Raw genomic sequence first — 25,431 nt, 5'->3', positions numbered from 1 at the left:
TAAAAAGGTAGAGAAGGTGTATCTGTTCTATACAGAATATCCGGGGGGTTCCCGGCAAGAGATCATATGCGGAGCAGTTCCTTTAATATGGTTACGGCTTTTTGCTGCTCTTCCGGATTCAGGGAAGCAAAACCCAGCCTTGCCGTGTTGTATTTTTGCATGGCATTATCATATTCCCGGCCATCCGGAATAATCAATCCCTTTTTCCTGGCCCCGGAAGAGAGTACGGCCAGATCCGTACCGGGAAAATGTGCCCACACCGACATACCACCATCCGGGACAGTAAAGGATACCAGGTCTCCGAGTTCTTCCCGGAGGAGGGTACATAAGTGATCTCTTCGTTCTCTGTATATCTTTACCGATTTTTTAATATGCCTTGTTATAGTGCCGTCTTTATAAAGTTCCGCAATGGCATTTTCCATGAGGCTGTCTCCCTGTACGTCTATGGATTTCCGCAGGTAAACCGCAGCCCGGATAAAATTTTCCGGGGCGATCATAAAACCTATACGGATAGAGGGGGCCAGGGTTTTGGTCAATGTCCCGATATAAATAACACTTCCATGCCTGTCCAGGCTTGCTATGGGCATCATGGGCTTACTCGAGTAATGAAAGTCATAATCGTAGTCGTCTTCGATAATAGCAAACCGGTATTCGGCAGCCAGTTCCAGAAGTCTTATTCTTCTTTTTGGGGAAAGGGTAACCGTCGTCGGATTGTGATGGTGAGAGATAACGTAGATGAAGCGTATGTTCTTCTCCCGGCAAAGTTTTTCTATAGCTTCTACATCTATTCCCTCTTTATCAACGGGAACGTAATTAATGGACGCGCCAAGCTGCCGGAATGCGAAAGTTGCCCCCGTATATCCCGGTTCTCCTACAATGATCTCATCTCCCGGTCGCAATAAAATCGAAGCAGCAAGATATATACCCATCTGTGAACCTTTGGTTATAAGAATGTTGTCTGGAGTAACAGGAAGTCCGCGGGTATCGCTCAGATTTTCAGCCATGGTTTCCCGGAGCAGCAGTGTTCCTTGTTCGCCGCCATACATCATGTATTTCTTGTGCGTCTTTCTGCGGGACAGGCTACGCATACTTCGCGTGAGTTCCTCAATGGGGGTAAGCCGCGGATCGGGAAAGCCGTCGTTGAATACCAGCATTCCCTCCGGAGGAAATCCCGAGGTCAGAATAGGCAGTATACGTTCTTCATCAAAACTGAAATACGTATTTTTTATGCTGCTGTGTTGCCCGATGTTTTCCTCGGTCAGAGCCTCGGGAGACAGTACCGGAAGTTCATTTTTGACAAAAGCACCTTTTCTCGGTATCTGTTCTATCCATCCCTGTGCCTGTAATTCATCATAAGCAGCTACGACAGTCATACGGTTAACTTTGATCAAGGCGGCAACTTTCCTGGAGCCGGGAAGTTTTACACCTTTGCGGAGATGCCCGGACATAATGCAGTGGATAAAACCATTGGTAAGCTGGATATATACGGGTAACTCACCTTTATGATTTATCCGGATAAAATCTTTTAAGAAATACATGTCTGGATTAGCTGTTTTATATTCTCTGGATTATTTGCATCATCCAGTAAAGATATACTTTTGATAAAAAATAATCAAATAATGGAAAATTCAAAACAATTCGAAACAGAGCATCGGGCAGTTTCCCGTGCCGTTTTACTATTACGGCTGGCTCTTTCTGCTACTTTTTTTTCTGCGGTCTTTTCCAGGTTGGGATTATGGGGAGCTAAGTCCTCCGGTTGGGAGTCTTTCCTGGATTATACGGCTCAGGTCAATTCATTTGCACCGTCAGTGGTAATCCCGTTATTAGCCATAGGAGCAACTATTTTGGAAACCGTAGTGGCTGCTTTATTACTCCTGGGGTATAAAACACAGGCCGCAGCATATCTTGCAGCATTTCTGACGTTGACCTTTGCTCTGGCTATGGCATACTCGTTCGGGATAAAGAATCCTTTGGATTATAGTGTTTTTGCAGACAGTGCTGCGGCATTCCTGCTGGCTGTAACAGCCTCAAACGGGACGTGGAGCCTGGAGACATATCTGGAGAACAGAGGTAAGTAGTATAAATGGTTAAAATAAAAGCATTAAGAGATGAAAGAAAGAATGGATATCGGTAAAGCGGAACCCCGTATTTACAAGGCTATGGAAGCTGCGGAGAAATATCTGGCTTCCTTTGATCTTAACCCAGGACTGGCAGAATTGGTAAAACTCAGGGTATCGCAGCTAAACGGTTGTGGCTATTGTGTAAATTTACATTCAGGGGATGCCCGAAAAGCAGGAGAAACAGAACAACGGGTATATGCGGTAAGCGCATGGCGAGAGACTCCGTTCTTTACCGAAAAGGAACGAGCGGTTTTGCAACTTGCAGAAGAAGTGACGGGGATATCCGAAAAGGGACTGTCCGAAGAAAGTTACCGGAAGGCCCGGGAATATTTCTCGGAAACGGAAGTCGCACAACTGCTTTTTGCGGTAACCCTTACGAATAGCTGGAACAGGCTTGCTATAGCCGTACATATGGTAGCAGAATAAAAAGCCGGAACAAACTTAAGATCATGCTGGAAAAAATAGAAGAACTGGAACGTCGGGCCGGGCAGCTGGAACCCGGAGAAGAAATGCGGCAACATATTTGTATCGCTGGATATGAATATGCGGACGATTTTATAGACAAACTTCCCCATAACCCCGGGTATACGCTGGGAAAAACGGGAAAACTAAGATCTATGGAAGTAGAAGAGAACGGGAAGCCAATGAAACAATTGCTGGAAATTTTGCGTAACGACGTAGACCATACAGGCATCAACTCTGCTTCCGGAAGGCATATGGGGTATATTCCGGGAGGAGGATTATGGACAAGTGCCATAGCCGATATGCTGGCTGCAGTAACCAACCGCTATGCCGGTATTGCTTATTCCAGTCCCGGGGCTGTGGAGATAGAAAATCAGATGATCCGCTGGCTTATTTCAGTCGCCGGTTACCCGGCAGAAGCCCATGGCAACCTTACTTCAGGAGGGTCCATAGCCAACCTTGTAGCCATGCAGGTAGCCAGAGATCAGCATGGTATTAAGGCATCCCATACGGAAAAAGCGGTGATCTATTTCACGGAACAGGTACATCATTGTATTCATAAAGCCTTACATACTACAGGTCTGTCAGAAGCAATACTTCGAATAATTCCTGTAGATGAAGATTACCGGATGGATACGGAAGTTCTGCGTAAACAGATTTCGGAGGATAAACTCCTGGGATTAAAACCTTTCATGGTGGTAGCCACCGCAGGTACTACGGATACGGGCATTATAGATCCCCTGGACCGGATTGCGGATATAACACAGGAATACGGAATGTGGTTTCATGTAGATGCCGCTTACGGTGGCTTTTTTAACCTGGTGGAAGCGGCGCGACATAAATTCAAAGGTATGGAGCGTTCGGATTCCGTAGTGATGGACCCACATAAAACATTATTTGTCCCTTACGGCTCCGGAGTGGTGTTGGTGCGTAACCGAAAGGCACTTCTCGAATCGTATTCCCATCATGCCGCTTATATGAAAGATGCTTACGGGACCGGGCAGGTGGATCCGGCAGATTCGGGGCCGGAACTTTCCAGGCATTTCCGAGGGCTGCGTATGTGGCTGCCCCTGCATCTTCACGGAACAGCACCTTTTCGCGCCGCGCTGGAAGAAAAATTACTGCTTTGCCGGTATTTTCACCAGGAAGCGGGAGCGATGGGATTTGAAACGGGAAAGAAACCCGATTTGTCCGTAACGGTCTTTCGTATCCCGGATGACCCGGATAACCGGAAGAATGAAAATTTCATAAAAGCGTTGCATGCAGATGGACGGGTGTTCTTTTCTTCGACTACAATACAGCAAAAGTTATGGATAAGATGTGCTGTTGTAAGTTTCCGGACACATCGAAGAGAAATAGATATTGCCCTGGGAATGATTCGTGAACATAAAGACAAAATACTTTCTGCAATATAGAAAAAGGTTATCGCGGATTTTTTCCGGGAAACAGCTTTTTTATATCTTTATGCACTAAAACACAGAAACATGGCCTGGATACGATATATACTGTCTTTTATTTTGTTTGTACTCATGGGGATATTCACGGCTTTTGGCCAGGAAGAGGACCTCACTGTGGATTGGTTGAGTTGGGAAGAAGCAATAGACAAAGTGGAAAATGACGATACACCCAAGAAAATATTTGTGGATGTTTATACCGATTGGTGCGGGTGGTGCAAAAGGATGGACAAAGACACCTTTGCCAACCCGGAGGTAGCGTCTTATATGAGAGACAAGTTTTATATGGTGAAACTGGACGGGGAAGGTAAAGAAGATATAGAATATAACGGACGCACCTTTAAATTCGTGGAAGCGGGCAGAAGGGGATACCACGAATTGGCTGCGGCATTGCTTCAAAATCGTTTCAGTTACCCTACGGGAGTTTTTCTCAATGAAAAACAGCAGTTGCTTTCTCCTATACCTGGTTACCAGGGACCGGATAACTTTCTCAGGGTAGCCAGATACTTCGGAGATAATATTTTTGAAACGACTCCCTGGGAAGAATATAAGGATAGTCCCGGTAAATAGTTATTTTCTTTTTTAGGTTAGTGTAATTTCTTTCGCTATTAACGCAAAGTTTAGTCTTAATTGAAAATAAATTGTTAAATTTACTTCACTATCAAGGCTTTACTACTATGTTTCGAATTTTATGCTGTGTTTTTTTACTTGTCTACCTAACAGGCGCTTGTAAAAAAGATGTTGTGGTAACAGACACATCTGCTCCACTGGAAACTGCTCTTTCGTCAGACCTTCCCGGAATACGAAAGGTGATGGATGACCAGGATTCCCACAGGGTCCAGGTTGTTTTTTCACGTATTACTTATGATACCGAGGGAAACCCCGTTTTTGAGGACTTTTCATATCATGTGAACGACAGCGTTTATTTCTATCCTGCAAGTACTGTAAAGCTCCCGGTTGCCATACTGGCTATGGAACGGGTAAAAGAGAAGAAGTGGATGAACCGCAATACCCGGTTTTACCTGGAAGAGGATACGGTAGAAACCACAGTGGCGGAGGAGGTGAAGAAAATATTTGCCGTAAGTGATAACGAAGCCTTTAACCGTCTTTTTGAATTTCTCGGAACGGATTATGTGAACCAAAAAATGGAAGATAAAGGCCTCGGGTCCTTCAGGCTTTCACACCGCTTGTCTACCGATGACGCTGCCAATATAGCAACCAAACCTATTGTAGCTTATAAGAACGATACTACGCTGGTGCAATTGTTTTCCAGTTACAACAAAACTCCAAAATCGTTAAACCTGAAAGAAATTTCCAAGGGCAAAGGGTATATGCAGGACAGTACGCTTGTAGAAGAACCGATGGATTTTTCCCTGAAAAACTACTATCCCGTAAAAACACTTCACAACACTATGAAAAGGCTGATCTTTCCCCAAGCATATCCGGAAGAACAGCGTTTTGACCTGCGGGATGAAGACCGTAAGTTTTTGCTATATGCTATGAAGGCAACACCAGCCCAGGCAGGCTATGATGTGGAAGAGTACCCGGACAGTTTTGACCGTTTCTTTCTATATGGCGATACTATTACCACGATTCCGAAACATCTGGAGATCTACAATAAGGTTGGGTATGCTTACGGGACCCTTACGGATTGTGCGTACATAAAGGACAAGGATAGCGGAGTGGAGTTCATTCTTACTGCCACCGTGCTGGTTAACGAAAATGGTATATTCAACGATGGCGTTTATGATTATGAAAAAACCGGCCTGCCATTCCTGGCGGAACTGGGCAGGCAGATTTATAAAAACGAATTAGCTGCCCGGCCATAGGCGACACCGGCAGCAACTTCCTTATTTTTCTTATAGGACTTTGGTTTTACCAGGGATGGCATGCGGATAATATCCGTCCGTACCGGGAAGCACTTTGGGGTTGGCATTCCAATCCAGCTGCTCCGGCATAAGACTTACTTCGGAATTCAATGCCTCGTCCCAGTTAATGATCTTACCGGAGTAGGTTGCATATCTTCCCATAATAGCAGTCATAGTACTTTTTGCCGCATTTTCCGCATCGGCAAATTTGTATTCGCCTTTCACGATAGCAGCAAACAGCTCGTCGTGTTCCTTCTGGTACGGATTCGGGTTGTTTTCCCCGTTGTGTTTATACAATTCGTTGCCTTTGGTATCCCAGATAACCCCGTGGTTTCCCGCATGCATAAATGTACGTCCTTTGGTGCCCTGGAAGCTTTCGTCCACCCGGTTATGCGCTCCGGGGAAGTGCCGGCATTCACTGTGTATTACAGTACCGTCGTCATAAGTGAATAATACGATATGATGGTCGTAAATTTCCCCGTGATCTTTTCCTGTCCGCACCAGGCGTCCACCCGTACCTTCGGCTTTTACCGGGTAGCTGCCTTTAACCCAGTTGGCTACATCTATATTGTGTACGTGTTGTTCCACAATATGATCGCCGCATAACCAGTTAAAATAATACCAGTTACGCATCTGGTATTCCATTTCGGTCTGTCCGGCCTGTCTTTCCCGTACCCATACGCCGCCGCCGTTCCAGAATACCTGTCCGCCCACGATATCGCCAATGGCACCATCGCGTATCCTTTTTACGGTTTCGATGTAATTATCCTGGTATCTTCTTTGTAGCCCGACAACCACGTTTAGTTTTTTTTCTTTGGCTTTTTCGGCGACTTCGAGCACCTTACGGATACCGATGGCATCTGTGGCTACGGGTTTTTCCATGAATACCTGTTTGCCCTGGTTTATGGCCTCTTCAAAATGGTAAGGACGGAATCCGGGGGGAGTGGCAATAAGTACCACATCTGCTTCTCGGATAGCATTTTTGTAAGCGTCGAAACCTACAAATTTTCTTTCTTCCGAAACATCCACTTTTTCCTTGCCGAATTTCTTCAGAATTTTCGAGAGACTGTCTTCCAGTTGATCTCCGAATGCATCGGCCATGGCAACCAGTTTCAGGTTATGTCCTGTTTCGAAAGCCTGGAAGACGGCGCCTGTGCCTCGTCCTCCGCAACCTATAAGGGCTATTTTTATAACATCGCTTCCGGCAGCATAAGCCCCGGGAATGTTAAGCGGATTTAACATGGTAGCCCCGGCAGTTGCCATAGCGGCAGTTTTCATAAAATCTCTGCGACTATTTGTGTTGGATGGTTTCATAAGAAAGATATTTATTTAACGGTTTAAATAAGGTTGCAATTCAAAATCTGTTAATAATCCTCAATAGGTTCCCGGTTATAATAAGCCATAATTTCTTCTTCGGAAGGAGGATTTAAAGGCCGTACTACGCGAATCCCCAGAAAAGGGGCCTCGGGAAACCACCAGTTGCTTTTCGGCATTTGCGGATCTATCTGTTTCCAGGAAGGGGAAGAAGCAAAACGCCTGGCCGATCTGAGATCTTCGGCTTCGCTCTTATAGCTACCGCCACGTACGGAACGGGGATAAAGTTCGGTTGCTTCGACAATGGGATTGTCTGTGGTTTTTCCTGCAAATCTCTGGTAACTATCTTCCGTATACTGATCAGCCGTCCACTCTATTACATTACCCAGAATATCGTATAAGCCCCACGGATTAGGCTTTTTTTGTCCTATGGGGTGGGGCTTGTCCTCACTGTTATCCGCATACCAGGCATAATCGTCAAGTTTTTCCGGGGAATCCCCGAAAAAATAAAGAGAGGAAGCCCCGGCGCGACAGGCGTATTCCCATTCTGCTTCGGTAGGTAAACGATAGAATATTCCTGTTTTTGCATATAGCCACTTACAGAATTGTAAGGCATTATACTGTGTCATCCCTATGGCGGGCATATTTTCTTTACCCATGCCAAAGGTCATATCCAGGTAGGGAGTAGTAGGACGGGACACAGCATCCACTTCATCCGTAACGGGACTGTCACTCATAGTCTGTTCATAGTCCCTGTTGAGAAACATCTCATAGATATCCCAGGTAATTTCATGGGTGCCCATCCAGAAAGGGGATATTTTTACTTCATGTTGCGGAACTTCATCTGCCTGCTGTGCGGTATCTCCTTCGGAACTCCCCATCTTAAAAGTTCCTTCCGGTATGGGAGCCATGTCAAAAGAAACGGAAGTGCCGGGAATTTCTTGGGTATAAGGATCGAATTTATCTTTTTCCGATTGGATAGTCCATGATGTGATCGTGAACATCAATGAGAAAAAGCTTACAAACACTAAAAGGGAATATATTCGGTTACGAAACATTTGGCTCAGATTGGTTTTAATTATCCGTAAGTTTTCCGAATATTATACAATTATTCTCAGTTTTTTAAGCAATTAACATTATTTAACAAAGTGATATTGTTTGTTATAAAAGCGAAAGAGCATATAGTATTACGGTTTTACTTGGTGAGGCCATAATCTACATCGACTTTACTTTATCCTGGAGCGCTTTTATTTCATCCCTTAGTTTGGCAGCCTGCATAAAATCCAGGTCTTTGGCAGCTTTTTCCATGGTTTTCCGTTTTTCACGGATTATTTTTTCCACCTGCTCTCTGGATGCATATTCCATATGTGGTTCTGCTGCGGATGCCAGCCCGTTTTGTGTATTGTCATAGTACATTTCGGAAACCGGGCTTTTACCGAGACTGTTGTCTATTTTTTTGTTCAGGGCTTTCGGGGTGATGTTATTAACTTTGTTAAATTCTGTTTGTTTTTCCCTTCGATAGTTGGTCTCATCTATGGTCTTCTGCATGCTGTTCGTTATCTTATCGGCATACATAATGGCTTTCCCGTTGAGGTTTCTCGCCGCCCTTCCCACGGTTTGGGTCAGGGAGCGGGCACTACGGAGGAAACCTTCTTTGTCGGCATCCAGGATAGCTACGAGAGATACTTCCGGCAGGTCCAGTCCTTCCCGGAGCAGGTTTACCCCTATAAGCACGTCAAACAGGCCTTTTCTCAGGTCCTGCATAATTTCCACACGTTCCAGCGTGTCTACGTCGCTGTGTATGTAACGGCACCGTATCCGTATTCTTGTGAGGTATTTGGAAAGTTCTTCCGCCATACGTTTGGTCAGGGTGGTCACCAGTACACGTTCATCTTTTTCCACCCGCATCTGTATCTCCTCCACCAGGTCATCGATCTGGTTCTGGCTGGGACGTACTTCGATAACAGGGTCCAGAAGCCCGGTGGGACGGATTACCTGCTCCACATATACACCGTCGGTTTTCTGAAGTTCATAATCTGCCGGAGTAGCGCTTACATATATCACCTGGTTCTGAAGAGCTTCGAATTCCTCGAATTTCAGCGGGCGGTTGTCCATTGCAGCAGGCAGGCGGAATCCGTATTCCACCAGGTTTTCTTTACGCGAACGGTCTCCACCGTACATGGCGTGCACCTGGGGGATGGTTACGTGGCTTTCGTCCACTACCATCAGGAAATCTTCCGGAAAATAATCCAGGAGGCAGAAGGGACGGGTCCCTGCCTCACGACCGTCCAGGTAGCGGGAATAGTTTTCAATACCGGAACAATACCCGAGTTCCCGGATCATTTCCAGGTCAAAGTTGGTACGTTCTTCCAGGCGTTTTGCTTCCAGTTGTTTGCCTGTTTCGTTGAAATAGGTAACCTGTTTTACCAGGTCATCCTGGATTTGTTTGATGGCATTCTGCAATACGTCCGGGGAAGTGACAAATATATTGGCGGGATAGATATTCAGTTTTTCATACTTTTCCAGTATCTGGTTTGTCTGCGGGTCAAAGGCTTCGATATCTTCTATTTCATCGCCGAAAAAGTGAATGCGGAAAGCATTGTCCGCATAGCCGGGAAATACATCTACAGTATCGCCCTTGATACGGAACGTACCGCGAGTGAATTCTCCCGTGGTCCGCGAATACAGGCTCTGTACGAGCTGGTGTAAAAATCTGGTCCGGGATATGACCTGGTCGCGTTCTACGGGAATAACATTCTTCTGAAATTCCACGGGATTACCTATACCGTATAAACAGGATACGGAGGCCACAACCAGGACGTCCCTTCTTCCGGAAAGGAGGGAAGAAGTGGTGCTTAACCGTAGTTTTTCTATTTCCTCATTAATGGAGAGGTCCTTTTCAATATAAGTTCCGGTAACGGGAATATAAGCTTCCGGCTGGTAGTAATCATAGTAGGAAACAAAATATTCCACGGCATTGTCCGGGAAAAACTGTTTGAATTCCGAATATAGTTGTGCTGCCAGGGTTTTGTTGTGGGCAAGTACCAGGGTAGGGCGTTGTACTTCCTGGATAACGTTGGCAACCGTAAAGGTTTTTCCCGATCCGGTAACTCCCAGCAATGTCTGGTATCTCTCTTCATTTACGATCCCCGAAACCAGCTGTCTTATGGCTTCCGGTTGGTCTCCCGTAGGACTGAATTCTGATTTTACATGGAATTTCATAGGGTAAATATACAAACAAAGTCGGAAGTTTAAACCTGATATTCCGAAGATGAAAAGGGATAAGTTTTGGAGTGGTGGGATTGGGAGTTCTCTGGTTGGTGAGTTGTTAGTTTTGGAGTTGGTCAGTACAGCTTATAACTTTCTCGCCTCCCCAAAAAAAAACTCCCACCGAGGTGGAAGTTTGGGGCTAAATCAAACACAATCTCAAAAATGAGAACTTGAAAAAAATAGAATACACAGTTTGTTGTCAATGAAGCAGGTTTCTCTGTATTCCATAATAGTAACGCTCTTTTTTATACGATATTTTGTGAAGGGTTAAAAAAACATAATTTTTTTGACCCTCTGTAGTGTAAAAGGCGGGTTAAATATTTGTTATCAATATTTTAACCTGTTTTTTATTTCAGTACAAAACTAATCCTTGCGAAAAGGAAACGTCCGCCAATACCAAATTGCTGTGCCCGTCGAGACCAGTCGAAGCGGCCACTGCTCCTGTTGGCTTCTATGGCCCTGTCCGGATAGATGTCGAACAGGTTATTTGCTCCCAGGGTAAGAGTCAGTTCTTCCGTAAATTTGTACCCTACGGAAAGATCGGTTACCAGTTTGGTGCTGAATTCCTGTTGGTTTTCAATGATGTTAGTGGCTTCGGTTACTTTTCCGAAGAAAACATTTCTCAGAAATATGTTAAATCTATCTGCAGACAGGTTGTTGGTCAGGTTGATCTTTGTTCTTGGAACGGCTTCTTCGAGGTACACACGGCTTTCTTCCGGGAAATAAGTTTCTACCAGCCCGGCTTGTTCCAGTACGGAAGATGCTTTAATGTCGCCAACCCTCCTGGTTTGGGAGAAGGTGGCGGAAAGATCGTTTTTCAGTTGCAGGTTTTCCCCCAGGAAGGCTTTATGGGTGATCACCATATCCAGCCCTTTGGATTCCGTATCTATGGCATTGGCAAAGAATGCCGCACGGGAGGCGTTGGCCTGGCTGAAAAGCAATTGCAGTTCTTCGTTATCACCGGGTACAAACTGACCGGTGTATACAATGCGGTCGTCTATGGATACGAAGTAACCATCTACGGTAATACTTATATTGGCATCCGGAAGTTTTGCGGTAAAACCGACACTGACACTTTTGGATGTCTCCTCCTTGAGGTTAGGTATGCCCAGCAATCCGGCCACACGGCTGTCATTGGAAAAGGTGCCTACTTCCTGTGGATTCCCCTGGTTGTCAAATACAGTGGATGTGGAATTGAAATACAACTGGTGCAGGGATGGTGCACGGAACCCGGTATTAAGTGCGGCACGCAGGTTCAGGTTGTCCGTGGCTTTTACACGGGTGGCTACTTTAAAGTTGATGGTAGACCCGAAATCCGAATAATTTTCAAACCTGGTGGCAAAGTTGACCAGGAACCTTTCGGTAAAATCGGCTTCCACATCAAAATACCCGGCTATACTGCTGCGGTCACGGGATAGGGCGTTGGTTTCCGAAAAACCGGGAAACACCTGGGAACCTCCAGGTCTGGGCGCTCCGAAAAAGTCTGTTCTTGGAGTCTGCGAGTCCGTGGTGATCGGCATGCCATTTACATCGTACTGAGCATAAGAAGCCAGTTCTCCCTCGGTAATCTCGTAGTTTTCAAAACGGTGTTCCGCTCCGAAAGCTACGTTGACCCCGGCAAAAACATCTTCGAAGAAGCGGTTTATGTCCAGGTTGGTAGTGTTTTGTGTGAAGGCAAATCCCCCGGCATCGAAACGGGAAGGGGAAGCGTTCAGCATGGAGGCGTTGGAAGTGTTGGAAATTTCATAGTCAAAGGAGTTTTTTCCGTAGGTATTGCTGAAATCCACATTCCAGTCGCCTATTTTTCCTTTTATCCCCGCAGAGAGAGAACGGTCTTTGATCTTGGAGTTGATCTCCGGGAGAAAACCATGGATATATGCCGGGGTATAGGTCCGGGATTCATTGGGCATACGGTAGAACCCGGCAGAGTTCCCGGTCCTGGAGCTGATACCTGCAAAGGAATAGAGTTCCGTGCCGTTATCGTCTAACGGAAGGGAGAAATTGGCCATAAACCGCCCACCCCGCAATGCGGATTGTCCGACGCGCATGTTAAAGTCCGTGCGATCCATGCCCCTGGCAGCAAGTTCCTGGTCGGTTACATCTGCATCTAAAATACCCTGCAAGTCCTCTATACTATTGGCAGAAGCTATCTGACCTTGTAATTCGGAAGAAAAGTACGGGACTTGTGCACCGTATTGTTTTATGGCGTCGACATCGGTAAAAAGGTTGCTAATGTCATAATTGCTGGCATTAGCTACATTTTCTATGGCATTGTATGCGTTAAAAACAGGGCCTTCCCATTCTTTCATCCGGTTATAATCATCCCGGTAATCAAAATCCCCGGTAAAGTTTATATAACCTCCCTTGTCTCCCAGGGGCAGGCCGTAATTGGCACTTATATTGGTTGTAGCGCCGTCGATACCCCCGGTCTGTTCTTCGGCATTTTTGGAAAAATTCGCGCCGGTTGTTGCAATTACGGTAAGTTCGTTTACATTTTTCTTTAATACGATATTGATAACCCCGGCAATGGCGTCCGAGCCGTATTGTGCGGCGGCACCGTCACGGAGCACTTCAATGCGTTCAATGGCTGCAGCCGGAATGGCATTGAGGTCGGTCCCTACATTACCCCTTCCGAAAGTACCGTTGATGTTGATGAGCGAAGAAGTATGCCTTCTTTTTCCGTTGATGAGTACCAGAACCTGGTCCGGTCCGAGTCCTCTCAGTGAAGCAGGGTCTACGTGGTCCGTTCCGTCCGAGATGGTTTGGGTATTGGAAGAAAAGGAAGGAGCAACGTAATTTAGTATCTGGTTCAGGTTAACCTGCGGTCCCTGCGAGGTAAGTTCACTCACATCGATAACGTCTACCGGTACCGCGGTTTCCGTAGCTGTCCTTGCCGGGTTCCTGGATCCTACGACAACCACGTTTTCCAGGGCTACCCCGGAAGCCAGTTGCACGTTGAGGTCGGAAGAACTTACAGTGATCTGTTTGCTTTCAAAACCGACGTAAGAAAATATAAGGACATCTCCGGCAGATGCATCTATAGCATAATTTCCGTCAAAATCCGTAGTAGTACCACGGGTTGTGCCTTTAACAGCAACCGATACGCCTATGAGCGGTTCCCCGGAATCATCGGTCACGGTTCCGGTTACCGTCATATCCTGGGCGAAACCATATGCGAAACATAATAAAAGACTTAAAATAGATGAGATTTTCTTCATAAGTAAAATTTTTAGTGTTAGTACTACCAAAAATATGTTAAATAATTGTAATAAAATACTTTTTAAAATCTAAAATATAATCTTATTTCCTGTGTACGTAGCTGATGTGGAAGATGTGTTTTTATAGGTTAAGGCGGAAATACCTTTATTATGACACCTGATAAAGATGTATAACAATGTGTCCCGATTAATCTGTCCGGGATGGATTATAAACTGAAAATTGCCATAGGATAGACGTACGAGGAGGGAAAAATTAAATAAAATCCCTTTTAAAATGCCTGGGTGTTTTCGAGAGCTATGATAAGCAATCCTTTGGGTTTAATATTTTATGATTTAGGGTAAAACTTCTACGATTTTTGTTTTCTGACATAAAATGATTGCACATGACAAATGTCATTTTTTGCCCGGATGGATCATCGCACCTTTAACACTTATTTTCTATTAAAAAAGTGAAACAAGGATGAACAGCCAAACATTGCATACTTTTCATATTCCCGTAATGGGACTGGCATTTACCATAGACACGCCTGTTCGTGTAGCACAATACGGAATAGACTCGGTGATTTCTATCGTAGATGATGAACTCGTAGAACGCATGAACGCCTTTTACAGTAAGAAGTTTAACTTCCCTTACCGGGAAACGACCAAAAAAGTACTGGATTACCGGGCGAAACGGATTACCAATTACCTGAACCTCGTAGAAAACATAGTGCAGCAAAAATTCAAAGCATTTAAGCAGGAATTGATTACGAGCGGTTCCGTGCAGGAGTATTTTCATAGTCTCTTACCGGATGGGAACAATATAAAAAAGAAGCTTCAGGAATTATCGGAAGGCAGTACGATCTTAAAAGAAAGTATTGCGGAATACCTGGACAAAGTATTATATCCCGGCGCCATAGATGTCAATATTATGACCAAAGTGGATAAAGCGAACTTTAGTAACGGGGAGGTGCTGCCTGCTGAATTCAACGATGCCCATGCGGCGCTGCGGGGTTTTGCGCAGAGCAACCTGAGTTCTTCCCTGGTCCTTTCTGCCGGGATGAATCCCCGGTTGTACTCTTATATGGAGAATTTTGAAGATTTCTTTCCGGACGCGGACGGAAACCTGAAAAAGAAAATTGTTTTAAAGGTCAGCGATTTCCGGTCGGCACAAGTGCAAAGCCGTTTCCTGGCACAAAAGGGATTGTGGGTATCGGAGTTCCGTATCGAATCCGGACTCAATTGTGGCGGGCATGCCTTTGCCAGTGATGGCTATTTGCTGGGGTCTATCCTCGAAGAGTTCCGGGAGAAGAAATCACAACTGGAAACTTCGGCATACGAAACGGTTTGTAAAGCCCTGGAAAGTAAAGGGAAGATAGTCCCCGCGGAACAACCGGAACTAAAGATTACCGTACAGGGAGGCGTGGGAACTGCCGGGGAGCATCAATTTTTGCTGGATCATTACCAGGTAGATAGTGTAGGGTGGGGATCCCCCTTTTTATTGGTAGAGGAGGCTACGGCAGTAGACGTGGAAACCCGGAATCTGCTGGCCAACGCCAGGGAAGAAGACTTGTATCTCAGCGGAATATCACCTCTTGGCGTTCCGTTTCATACCGTAAAGAATACGACCAATCAACAACAAAGGGATGCCCGTATTGCCAAAAACAGGCCGGGAAGTTCCTGCCCGAAAAAATATCTTGCCCTGCAAACTTTTAACGGGGAAAAACAAATTTGCACGGCATCGCGTAAATACCAGGAAGCGCAATTGAAAGCCCTGGACACGGAAGTCCTCTCTCCCGCAGCTTACCAGGCAGAGAAGAACCGGATTACGGAGAAATCCTGCTTATGTGTCGGTCTGGCCAATGCCGCTTACCTGGAAAATGATCTTCCGGTAAAAGGGGAAGCACAGGGGGTGGTTATTTGTCCCGGGCCGAATATCGCATATTTTAACAAGCAGGCAACCCTGCAGGCAATGGCAGGACATATTTACGGGAGGGAAAACCTCCTGGCTACGGAAAACCGCCCACATATGTTTATCAAGGAACTGGAATTATACCTGGAAGCTTATGAAAATGAGGTAAAAGAAGCTGAAGAACTACCTTCTGTTCAGGTAGATAAAAAAGTGAAACGTTTTAAAGACAATCTTTCGGAAGGGATTAGGTATTACGAAAAACTTTTTTCCGGAATGGATATCCCCGAAGGGGATAGAAAAGGAATCCTGAAAAGCCTTGCGGACGCCAGGGTGAAAATGAAGGAAACGGAAGAAATTTTACCGTCCGGAATACCGTTATAATATATTTTTCCCGTTGGGATGCACGGCTGTGCATCCCTATGGGATAGAGTATTTTTTAATAATCTACCTTATTCTCTTTACTGTTCCACGCTTCAAAGACCGGAAGTGCTTCGTTACGGATAATATTTTCAAAGGCTATCTCGCGAAGTTCCATGGCTTTGTCCAGTTCGTCGTAGATATACTGGTCGTCAAAACCTATTTTGGCGGCGTCTTCCCGGTTCAGTGCATAATACACTTTTTCCGGCCTGGCCCAATAGATGGCGCCGAGACACATGGGACAGGGTTCGCAGGAGGTATATATAACGCAGTCCTCCAACTGGAAGGATTTCAGCTTTTCGCACGCCTTTCGGATTGCCGTTACTTCCGCATGTGCGGTAGGGTCGTTGTGCGAAGTCACCTGGTTATATCCCTCGGCTATAATCTGTCCATCCTTTACGATAACAGCACCGAACGGCCCCCCGGCATTGGCTTCCATACCTTCTTTGGCCAAAGCAATGGCCCGGCGCATAAATTTTTTATCTTCTTCTGTCATGTTTAAATTCGTTATTCCTGCGGGTAAATGTATGAATTTCCCGGCAGGTTCGGAGTGTGTTTCAGGCCGGAATAGAGTCTCCGTAATGCCATAAATGGCAGATAGCCGGTATTGCAATTCATTATGGCGGATTACTTTTCTTCCGGAAGTGGAGCTATTATACCTTCATATCGTATTGGATTCCTTTGCGTACTGTTCACCATAAGATTGGTTTTTCTGTTTGCATAAATCTCCAGAATGATGTTAAAGGATTCACTGTTCTTATTGGCTTTAAACTTTATCCGGTAGCGCTTTTTATCTTCTATATATTCCACATTCATATCGGCGGCTTTCTGGTCAAACTGTATGGCTTCACCATCCATATTATAACCGCCTCCCATTTGGCGTTCGCCGAAGTAAGGTAAATAGGCTTTTACGGAATCTCCTTTAATGTCCAGGTAATTGGAATTTCCCATCAGGTTGATTCGTTGTATGTTGTTTTGCGGCCCCAGGAGATCGCCCACGCTCATCATGGCGTTGGTCACCATCGGATTGGCCCAGTTGTTTACTATCCTGAATTTTTTTTGCTTCACCAGCGTATCCAATTCCCCCATGTCTCCGGGGGTCGAAACAGTATTTTTGCTCCCGCCGCAACTACAGATTACAACAAGTAATAGCAGACCTGTAAAATAATGAAGACGTTTCATATTTGAACAATTTAAATGCTATACAAGTTAGGGAATAATCCTGTATCTGTGGTTAATAACTACAATTTAGTATCAAAAAAGTCCCGGTTAAAGGGCTTTAAAAATATATATTTATAGTAATTATTCTTTCAAATATTGGTCAAAGTAGTACTTCACAACCGCTTATTCCTATGCGTATGGTTTTTACCTTTTTTACTCGCCGGAAGACTGTTCGCTTCGCGGATAAGCTGGAAAATATGATCCGGGCGCACTACTTCATAGTCTTCGTTGAGGGATTCGGCTACGTTTTTAAAGCTTGTTGGCGTTACATTATTCCACGGTTGTGCCTGTATGATAATAAAGCGCGGTTCACTACCGCCCCATCCCGAAGCGGCAGTTGCAATATGGTCTTTCATGGCCTGTTCGTTGGTGCAATAGTTACAGGAAAGGGCCATTCCGGGAAGGTTGTTATCGTAGATGGTGAGTCCACCCCCGGTATTCTGGGCGGTTAAACCGAGAAGGGTAGGAGCAAGGGAAGCAAAGGTTTGCCCGACATTCAGGTCAATGCCCCCGGTAATAGTGTTCCAGATGGTAATTACACGGAAACCGGCGCGTTGGTTATAGTCTTCGGTCTTGACGACAAACCGGTTCAACAAATTCTGGCTGGGCCAGCTGTTGGGATAGGTGTAGCCGTACCCGGAGGGACCGGAGATGAGGTTGTCATTGTCGGTAGCACTTTCGTAGTAATAGTTAAGTGCTCCCGGCATGGCATCCAGCATGGCGGGGGATAAGGTCCACCCTATCGGAACGGAACCGCGATCGGGATTTTCCCATATTTTCCGCATGAGGTGTTCTACATATTGCAAGTTATCGCCGTCACTGATGATGAAGGCCACATAGAGTTTGTTTTGTAATGCAGGTTTCGGAGGGGCAGGCTTTACATTAACGGTTCTGGGCATACCGCTATGCACTGTGAGGTTGGTGGCCCAGTCACTGGCAATAGTGGCAATGCCATAGGAAGAGGCCCTTTGTACTCCGGGTTCTTCTTCCGGCCACCATCCCATATAATTGGCGTCGTCGGGCATGGAGGAAAGGAAGCTGTTCAGCAATTCGCTTTCCCCGGTTACTTTAGGGTCCAGCCATATTACTGCTGCCCCCAATGCGGTGGCGTATTCGCGCAGGGCGGCTTTGTGTATATCGGGGTTCAGCCCTATTAACAGGCGTTGGTCCAGGTTTGGCCAATAGGTATCGAACATGGTTTGATATACCTGTAGCTTACTGCTGAACTGTTCCCGGAGATCGACCAACACCGGGAAGTTGTACGGTGCGGAAGTTAATCGCGACAGCAGTAAAGGCGAAGTAATAAGCGCTCCCTGATCTTTGGCCAGCATGGTTGCCAGGTTTACGGTATGTATCTGTGCAGGGTCATAAACGATCAAACCGGATATTTCGTTGCGGTACTTGGTAATCAGGTCCCATTTGTCCGCAGGTTCATTCCAGTCCAGACCCAGGGACTCCAGCCAGGTGTATTGCCCTTCTGCAAATGCATCGCCTTCATAAGAGAAGATGCGGGGCTGAGTTTTATTGACAATACCTTTCAGCGAAGCGAAAAGGTACATTTCGGCAGAAGAACTGTTTTGCTGTACACCAACCCAGTCTACTTTCGTATAGGAAGTTCCGTGCCAGTAGACCCGCAACTCGATAGATTGATTATCTGCCGGAATGGTAAAAGGCAGTGAAAAGTTGGTGTAGTTGCCCGCAACGGGAAACTGTGTTCGGGTGATGGTCTGTGAAGCCAGTACCTGCCCGGTGGTAGCATTTCTGACGTCTATATCCACTATCGGATCATCATTGGCGGTATTGTTATCTACTTTCATCCGGAACTCGGCTACGTTAGGGCCTGCAGGGAGGGTAGTATCATATGGGCCATAGATCATATGCCGGTTGGCTTCGTCAATCCCCGTCTGGCAAAGCCAGCCGTCACTTTCTAAGCGCCCGGTATTGTGACTGAGTTCCGGGCCTTCGCCTTGCCAGCGCGAAGATGTTTCCCGCAGAATAATCAGGTCCTGCGTTTGGGCCGATGCGGGAAAGGAGGGAAGGAGCTGGCCGGAAGGCCATGTTACCTGGGCCATCGATGGCAGAGCAAACAGCATTAGTAGGGACAGCAAGGCAACTGCCCGGCTCGTAGAAGGTTTCGTTGGTAGGTTCATAGGTTGGGGTTTATGATTATTTGGTTTTTGGTGTAATGTTTTTCATAAATATAAGGATTAATAATGAAAGGTTCCTGGGTATCGTTTAAGGTTTGAAATGTATGGCCCTGAACAAGTGGGTGCCATCGTAAAAATAATCCGGTAAGGCTATCGTCAGGGTTTACAACTGGCGGGACTACTTATAAAACCTCATATGATCTATTTTTAACACCGTATGATTCTATATAAATTCCTCGCACTACTGTATTTCTGATCCGATCTGGCCCTTATTTACGATTACCGGGTATTTGTTATGCTCGTTCTTGTATGTTGGAAACGTGTTTTACAACAGGTACTCGTTGCGAGCAAGTACCAAAGCAATATTTTGATAAATAACATGCGTTTAAATTCCTGCTCCTGACATAGTGTTGTCACAAGCCTGTTCTATATTTGCTTAGAACCTTAATACAATGACCTATGATTAATTCAGTTACCGAATCCTTTTACCCGGCCAACGGACAGCAATGGAGAGCATGGTTGGAGGAAAACCACGACAGGAGAGAATCGGTCTGGCTTATTCGCTATAAAAAGAAATCGGGCATACCTACGATTTCCTGGAGTGAAGCTGTGGACGAGGCCCTTTGTTTCGGTTGGATTGACAGTAAAGCAAAACCTATTGATGATGAAAAATACATGCAGTTTTTCTGTAAGCGAAAAGCTGTCAGTACATGGTCGAAGATAAATAAAGAAAAAATTGAAAGACTCATTGCGGACGGAAGTATGACGGGGGCAGGGCTGAAAAGTGTAGAAATTGCAAAACAAAATGGCTCCTGGACCATTTTAGACGACGTTGAGGCGCTTATCATTCCTGACGACCTGGAGGAAGGATTTAAAACCCGTCCCGGTTCGAAGGACTTCTTTTTAAGTTTGAGCAAATCCGTTAAAAAAATTATTTTGCAGTGGCTTGTATTTGCAAAACGGGAAGAGACGAGACAAAAACGTATCGGGGAAATAGTGGAAAGTGCAGGTCAAAAGCTTAAACCCAAGCCATTCAGATAAAAAACAGAGGGATTTATAATTTGTTAAAAACTGTTATTTCTCTTTCAAAATAAACCTGTTCTTTTTCTTCGGGATGATCTTTTACATCACAATAGTAAACCCTTCTTGCAAATACCCTAACCACCAGGGGCTGTGCGGATTTACTTTGGAGCACACTACATCCCCTGTTTTAAATAAATTACTCATGGCTTTTGTTTTAGGTTATACTTCTAATTCATCATAACCGCTTTTTAAAACAAACGAAAGCATTTTAAATCTTTGATTAGCTTCTATGGTATTGGGAGTGTGGCCGGGAATAATCATACAATCGCCATTTTGCAGATACGTTGATTGTTCCTTGATAACCACTTCGGCTTCTCCTTCAATAATCTGGATGAATGTAGAAAACGGGGTTACTTTCGGGATATAAACCTTGCCATAGTCTATGGCAAGGGCCATGATGTTCCCGGTTTTTTCATTCAGAATATATTTTGTGACTATGGTGTTTGAAACATAATCCAGCTTATCTTTAATCTTGAAAGCTGTTAATTTTTTAAACTCATCATTTCCCATGGCCCTGTACATTTTTGTTTCATATGATTTAATCATACTTCGTAGATCTCTTCTTGTCTGCCTTGGCCTGTTTTTTTTCTTTGGCTGTTTTTGTGGCAGGAGTTTTACTGTTTTTTTGTGAACCTTTTTTTTCTTTTGACATGATTTGAGGTATTAAATTGTTAATTCTCCCGTTGGAGGAAATTTAAATGCGTTCATTATTTTAATTTGCATCTATCACAAATTCTGAAAAACAAGAAAAGAACAGTCTGTTTAAGTACTGTTCATTTCCTGTGAGTTAGATTTTAACTAACCCCGGTTGTATTAAGAACAAGCCTGATGGTTTGTTTTTAGAATGCCAATAACTTCATTGCGGTTTTTTTCCAGCCGCGTTTCCAGTCTTTTGAATAAGTCCGTTTCTTTACCGCTTTCAAATTTTACGTCCTCACTGGTAAGTTTCGGATATTTTTCTTTTAGGGCCTTGGATTGTTTTCCCCAGTCACCTTGAATCTTAAAAAGTTCACTTGCCTTGTTCACTCCCTGTTTATTTCTGTTTTCCATGATACTGTAATTTTAATGTGTACTTCATTGTACTGATGCAAAGGTGAGGACTAATACTACAAGATGTGTTACACAACCAGAACAGAACATTACACATGTTACAGGTTTTCCAGGTTACCCTTTCTTTTTTCGCCCAGTTTTTTATAAAATGAAGGAGAATGCCCGGTTACTTTTTTGAATTGATTGGACAGGTGGGCAACACTACTGTAATGTAGCCTATACGAGATTTCGGTAAGATTTAATTCGTCATAAAGTATAAGTTCTTTTGCTTTTTCTATTTTATGCTTAATGATAAAATGCTGTATGGTTATTCCTTTGACTTCTGAAAACAGGTTGGATAAGTAAATATAATTATACCCGAGTTTTTCACTGATATAATCGGAATAGTTTCCTTTGGGAATTTCTTCGGCATAGTGTATCATTTCTATGATAACACTTTTTATTTTATCGACAAGGATACTTTTTTTGTCATCCAGTAATTCCAGGCCGGACATCGCTAAGTTTGCCTTCAGTTTTTGTATTTGTTCATCCGTTATTTCTCCCCTGATTTCAATCATGCCAAGCTCAATGCTTATATGGTTTAACCCGAGTTTTTCCAACTCTTGTTTTACCATAAGTTTACATCGTAAACTCACCATATATTTTATATATAATTTCATGAGCACAGAGGAATCGGACAAGTAAATTTAACCGGAATCTATTGACTCAACAAGCATAACCTAAGGTAATACTAATGTAACTTCAATGTATGATCTTAAAAAACGGATCGAGACTTTGATTGTTCAGAAGGCGGTTAGGTATAAAGTTACGGTATTCCTGTCTTCCTTGCTCTGTTTTTTGTGTATCTTTTAGGGAAGTACATTAAATACTTGTCTCTGAAGTATATTCTTCCTCAAAAACAAGGCAGTTTAAAATTCGTAATTACTGATGATGCGTTAAAATTTTAGTTGTCGATATGATTTTAACTTTTAATATCATCGCCTAAAAGCTCCACTCTTCATCCCGATGATTATCGGGAGAAGAGAGGTGTTTCCGGTCTTTGACCGGAAGCGGGGGGATGTCCCAATCCAAGCCTTAGGTTTATTCCCAAATATTAATGTTTTCCTATGGCCTGGGCTTTCTACCCCCCCCATCTGGCGCTCGTTTGTAAGGAGTGTCTGTTTTACCGGGCATTTGTAATGCCTTTCCTGCGCGTTACAAACGCTTTTTACGATGCTCCCCGTTCTTCTTATTTACTTCTCTTTATGCTGTGGTTCCCATATCAGTCTTAGAAAAGAGCTGAACCTTTCGTTTTCTCTGCTTACGGGAACTCCCGCCACAATTCCAATCAGTAAGTTGTCGGCAACGCCTACCCGCATTTGAGGACGTATTGTCATATCAAAGTCGTGATGGTCGACAGTCTTATTGAACTCAACACCAATAAAGTTTCTTGTACCCGGAATCATGTAGTGGAAACTTGTATTAATGTCATAAGTCGTATGAAAATCATTTGTTAAAAAGCTCTGTTCAATCATAGGCCCCGTATAAATTAACGAATGAAAGTTGTTGCCCCAGCGTTTTACGATAATAAAGAAGGGATTATAGGTATTCCCTTTAAGAAATATAGCTCATTTCAGGATAATATCCAACCTATAACACTCACCCGGTGGCGTAGTGTACATCAGCTAATAGGACGAAAAGGCCATTTTGTAGCCCTTTAGCTGCACTATAGGGATGATAGTTGGTATTTCACCTCATTATTTTTTAGCTTTATAAAAAAGCAATACGGTACCGCAAGCAAATGGTTTACACTTCCGGAGCGTTAGCGGTAAATTATCTTTTAAAGATTTAAAGATGGTCAATCCGTTGCCAACGGCAATGGGGTTTACCAATAAATAAAATTCGTCTATCAGTCCGTTTTGGATTAAGGACGATACAAAAGAAGAACCACCATACACCATGATATCCTTGCCTTCTTTCTTTTTTAAAATATTTATTTCCTCCATAATATCTCCGTTCACTATAGTTGTATTCTTCCATTTATTAGTTTCCGGCCTGTTGGAAAAAACAATTTTTGGGATGTCTGTCACCAGTTTCCCGAATTCATGATCATTGTTGTTTGGGTCGTTGGCAACCCCGCCCCAGTAGGTGACAATTTCATCTGCGGTATTTCGTCCAATTAGGATGTTGTCTACCTGAGTAAGATTGTCAACGGAAAAGTTTTTCACTTCCTCGTCCCAATTAAAATTGGACCCACCATATTCGGCGGTTACAAAACCGTCTAATGAAATCTGCATTTGTAATTTTATTGTTCTCATTTTATCAGAATTTAATGTTTTACCAAATTTACCTGCAGAATTCTTATTGTGAAATGCGCTATCATGACATTTTAAGGGGGTATTTATGACATTTTTAATTGTTTTATTGTTATGTCATAGCATAAAAGACCGTTTTATCACCTAGTTTGTGATGCTTGTGGGTTTCGACGATAAGTTGAATGGAGTGGAGGGGTTCAAACCTGGCGTATGTTGCTACACCTTTTACGATTGGTACTCGTTTCCACTTTGCTCAAACGAACGCCAGTGGGATAATTTAACCAGGGGGGGGCAACTTTACATCGGAGAATGCCTACTTTATAAGGGGAAATGTCAACTTTACACCGGGGGATGTCTACTTTACATGGAGGGATACCAACTTTATACCGGGGGATGTTTACTTTACATGGGGGGATATCAACTTTATACCGGGGGATGCTAACTTTACATGGAGGGATGCCAACTTTATTAATGGGGGCGTCTACTTTATTCCCGGATATGCTTTCTTTTCTGCATATATCCCGAAAAAACAAAGACACAAAACAACTTTTCGCCAGTTTTGTGTCTTTGGTATATGGTGTATAGCAGAAAGCGGACGTTTACAGGTCACGTTTTTTGAGCAGGGCATAGGACCAATAGATAAACAAGGAGGTCCAGACCAGTACAATGCCTACTTCATACCAATGTACGGCATAATCCCTGGAAAGTTCTTCACCTATTTGGCTGGCGGCTGTTCGTACGGCCGATAACCGCGTCCAGGGTTCTTTGATGAGGTTGCTCATGGCATTCAGCGGAAAGAATTGAGCCACAGCCCCGGCGATAGCACCGTCTGATTGCCAGCGGATGACCAGGTAGAAAATCCCTTCCAGGATCTGCCACAGGATCAGGAAACCCAGCGCAAAAGCCGACCGTTTGATCAGGATACCGAGGAAAAGACAGAATGAGAAAAAGCCTACCAGCTTTATAAAATAGGCCAGGAGATATTCCAGGTCGGAAAAGATGATGGACATTTCATTAAAGTCGGAATAGATAAGCCCAAGGATCATGGACACTGCAAAGATAAACACCGTAGATATGGCGGCAAAGCTAAGGACAGTGAGGAACTTGGAGTAAATAAATTCCCATTTGCTGAGGCCGTCGATCAGGTTTTGTTTAATGGTCTTATTGCTGTACTCGTTGGCGGTCATGGAGACGATAACGATGGCCAGGAACAGTTTTAAAAAGGCGGCTACATAGGTGTTGAAATGCCAGATGTAGGGAAAGTTAAAAATACCTTGTTCGGCCAGGTGGAATTTTATGGGGCCGATGTCAAACCTAATAGCGGCGATAAGGGCTATGGAGGTCAACAGCACAAAATAGGACACAATAAGGAACTTACTGGCCCGGTTGTTCCAAAGTTTTATGGATTCTATCTGTAATAAACGAAGCATACTTTTATAGTTTTTTAGTCTTTTAGTTTGTTAGTTCTTAGTGTTAGCCACGGATACACTAATGTTTTTTTAGTTGTCCCTTGCGGGACTTTTTTTGAGCGTTTATCATAGTAGTTTGGAGATATTCTTTTATCATGGGAATGGTGTATTTTACAATCATCTCAAAAAATTACCAGCCAGATTCCTTAATAA

The 25,431-nt window shown here is 44.2% G+C and carries 21 protein-coding genes and 1 pseudogene; 8 read left to right on the top strand and 14 right to left on the bottom strand.

From position 1 onward, the window contains the following. Positions 1 to 62 precede the first annotated feature (62 nt). Positions 63 to 1,538, bottom strand: a complete 1,476-nt coding sequence (pdxR, locus tag ACVBDU_RS05775) for a MocR-like pyridoxine biosynthesis transcription factor PdxR (protein ID WP_447178812.1) — start codon at positions 1,536 to 1,538, stop codon at positions 63 to 65. Between the two features lie 81 nt (positions 1,539 to 1,619). Between pdxR and ACVBDU_RS05770 the strand changes: the two genes are divergently transcribed. The 5 genes from ACVBDU_RS05770 to ACVBDU_RS05750 all read left to right on the top strand — a co-directional run bounded on the left by ACVBDU_RS05770 (position 1,620) and on the right by ACVBDU_RS05750 (position 5,865). After that, positions 1,620 to 2,078, top strand: coding sequence for a DoxX family membrane protein (locus tag ACVBDU_RS05770; protein WP_447178811.1), 459 nt, complete (start codon positions 1,620 to 1,622; stop codon positions 2,076 to 2,078). Between the two features lie 30 nt (positions 2,079 to 2,108). Next, positions 2,109 to 2,546, top strand: coding sequence for a carboxymuconolactone decarboxylase family protein (locus ACVBDU_RS05765; RefSeq protein WP_447178810.1), 438 nt, complete (start codon positions 2,109 to 2,111; stop codon positions 2,544 to 2,546). A 23-nt stretch (positions 2,547 to 2,569) separates the two neighbouring features. Continuing rightward, positions 2,570 to 3,997: a pyridoxal phosphate-dependent decarboxylase family protein gene (locus ACVBDU_RS05760; protein WP_447178809.1), complete on the top strand. Its 1,428-nt coding sequence runs from the start codon at positions 2,570 to 2,572 to the stop codon at positions 3,995 to 3,997. Between the two features lie 69 nt (positions 3,998 to 4,066). Further along, positions 4,067 to 4,606, top strand: coding sequence for a thioredoxin family protein (locus ACVBDU_RS05755; RefSeq protein WP_447178808.1), 540 nt, complete (start codon positions 4,067 to 4,069; stop codon positions 4,604 to 4,606). A 173-nt stretch (positions 4,607 to 4,779) separates the two neighbouring features. Beyond that, the gene (locus ACVBDU_RS05750) at positions 4,780 to 5,865 is read left to right on the top strand and encodes a serine hydrolase (protein WP_447178807.1); all 1,086 of its coding nucleotides are present in this window, start codon (positions 4,780 to 4,782) and stop codon (positions 5,863 to 5,865) included. 30 nt (positions 5,866 to 5,895) lie between these two features. On the opposite strand, the gene ACVBDU_RS05745 is transcribed toward ACVBDU_RS05750, so the two are convergent. The 4 genes from ACVBDU_RS05745 to ACVBDU_RS05730 all read right to left on the bottom strand — a co-directional run bounded on the left by ACVBDU_RS05745 (position 5,896) and on the right by ACVBDU_RS05730 (position 13,706). Next, entirely contained in the window at positions 5,896 to 7,218 is a 1,323-nt protein-coding gene (locus tag ACVBDU_RS05745) for a Gfo/Idh/MocA family protein (protein WP_447178806.1), read from the bottom strand. Between the two features lie 50 nt (positions 7,219 to 7,268). Then, positions 7,269 to 8,276, bottom strand: coding sequence for a formylglycine-generating enzyme family protein (locus ACVBDU_RS05740; RefSeq protein WP_447178805.1), 1,008 nt, complete (start codon positions 8,274 to 8,276; stop codon positions 7,269 to 7,271). A 157-nt stretch (positions 8,277 to 8,433) separates the two neighbouring features. After that, positions 8,434 to 10,440, bottom strand: coding sequence for an excinuclease ABC subunit UvrB (gene uvrB, locus ACVBDU_RS05735; protein ID WP_447178804.1), 2,007 nt, complete (start codon positions 10,438 to 10,440; stop codon positions 8,434 to 8,436). A 395-nt stretch (positions 10,441 to 10,835) separates the two neighbouring features. Then, complete coding sequence (locus ACVBDU_RS05730; RefSeq protein WP_447178803.1) at positions 10,836 to 13,706, bottom strand: TonB-dependent receptor; 2,871 nt, start codon at positions 13,704 to 13,706, stop codon at positions 10,836 to 10,838. 460 nt (positions 13,707 to 14,166) lie between these two features. On the opposite strand from ACVBDU_RS05730, the gene ACVBDU_RS05725 reads away from it, so the two are divergent. Then, positions 14,167 to 15,978, top strand: coding sequence for a hypothetical protein (locus ACVBDU_RS05725; protein WP_447178802.1), 1,812 nt, complete (start codon positions 14,167 to 14,169; stop codon positions 15,976 to 15,978). 55 nt (positions 15,979 to 16,033) lie between these two features. Here ACVBDU_RS05725 and ACVBDU_RS05720 read toward each other — a convergent pair whose 3' ends face one another. From ACVBDU_RS05720 to ACVBDU_RS05710, 3 genes are all read right to left on the bottom strand, one after another. Continuing rightward, entirely contained in the window at positions 16,034 to 16,510 is a 477-nt protein-coding gene (locus ACVBDU_RS05720; RefSeq protein ID WP_447178801.1) for a nucleoside deaminase, read from the bottom strand. 131 nt (positions 16,511 to 16,641) lie between these two features. Next, positions 16,642 to 17,196: a DUF4251 domain-containing protein gene (locus ACVBDU_RS05715; RefSeq protein ID WP_447178800.1), complete on the bottom strand. Its 555-nt coding sequence runs from the start codon at positions 17,194 to 17,196 to the stop codon at positions 16,642 to 16,644. A gap of 152 nt (positions 17,197 to 17,348) precedes the next feature. After that, entirely contained in the window at positions 17,349 to 19,385 is a 2,037-nt protein-coding gene (locus ACVBDU_RS05710) for a hypothetical protein (RefSeq protein ID WP_447178799.1), read from the bottom strand. A gap of 456 nt (positions 19,386 to 19,841) precedes the next feature. Between ACVBDU_RS05710 and ACVBDU_RS05705 the strand changes: the two genes are divergently transcribed. Next, entirely contained in the window at positions 19,842 to 20,423 is a 582-nt protein-coding gene (locus tag ACVBDU_RS05705) for a YdeI/OmpD-associated family protein (protein WP_447178798.1), read from the top strand. A 201-nt stretch (positions 20,424 to 20,624) separates the two neighbouring features. On the opposite strand, the gene ACVBDU_RS05700 is transcribed toward ACVBDU_RS05705, so the two are convergent. From ACVBDU_RS05700 to ACVBDU_RS05685, 4 genes and pseudogenes are all read right to left on the bottom strand, one after another. Further along, on the bottom strand, positions 20,625 to 21,011 hold the full coding sequence (locus tag ACVBDU_RS05700; protein WP_447178797.1) for a cupin domain-containing protein: 387 nt from the start codon (positions 21,009 to 21,011) through the stop codon (positions 20,625 to 20,627). 267 nt (positions 21,012 to 21,278) lie between these two features. Beyond that, positions 21,279 to 21,515, bottom strand: a complete 237-nt coding sequence (locus ACVBDU_RS05695) for a hypothetical protein (protein WP_447178796.1) — start codon at positions 21,513 to 21,515, stop codon at positions 21,279 to 21,281. 98 nt (positions 21,516 to 21,613) lie between these two features. Next, positions 21,614 to 22,174: a helix-turn-helix domain-containing protein gene (locus ACVBDU_RS05690; RefSeq protein ID WP_447178795.1), complete on the bottom strand. Its 561-nt coding sequence runs from the start codon at positions 22,172 to 22,174 to the stop codon at positions 21,614 to 21,616. A gap of 573 nt (positions 22,175 to 22,747) precedes the next feature. Then, positions 22,748 to 23,113, bottom strand: a pseudogene (locus ACVBDU_RS05685) (HAEPLYID family protein); the annotation flags it as partial. On the opposite strand from ACVBDU_RS05685, the gene ACVBDU_RS05680 reads away from it, so the two are divergent. Next, positions 23,051 to 23,215 (top strand): hypothetical protein, encoded by a 165-nt coding sequence (locus ACVBDU_RS05680; RefSeq protein ID WP_447178794.1) that lies wholly within the window; start codon positions 23,051 to 23,053, stop codon positions 23,213 to 23,215. The pseudogene ACVBDU_RS05685 and the gene ACVBDU_RS05680 overlap by 63 nt on opposite strands. Before the next feature lie 36 nt (positions 23,216 to 23,251). Here ACVBDU_RS05680 and ACVBDU_RS05675 read toward each other — a convergent pair whose 3' ends face one another. Together ACVBDU_RS05675 and ACVBDU_RS05670 are read right to left on the bottom strand one after the other, a co-directional pair. Further along, a complete protein-coding gene (locus ACVBDU_RS05675) occupies positions 23,252 to 23,812 on the bottom strand; it encodes a dihydrofolate reductase family protein (protein ID WP_447178793.1) in 561 nt (186 codons plus the stop codon). A gap of 596 nt (positions 23,813 to 24,408) precedes the next feature. Further along, positions 24,409 to 25,239: an ABC transporter permease gene (locus tag ACVBDU_RS05670; protein WP_447178792.1), complete on the bottom strand. Its 831-nt coding sequence runs from the start codon at positions 25,237 to 25,239 to the stop codon at positions 24,409 to 24,411. Positions 25,240 to 25,431: the final 192 nt, after the last annotated feature.

It is taken from the genome of Sinomicrobium endophyticum (assembly GCF_052983315.1).
The sequence above is the reverse complement of the archived record's forward strand: the minus strand, read 5'-3'. Positions and strand labels throughout refer to the sequence as shown.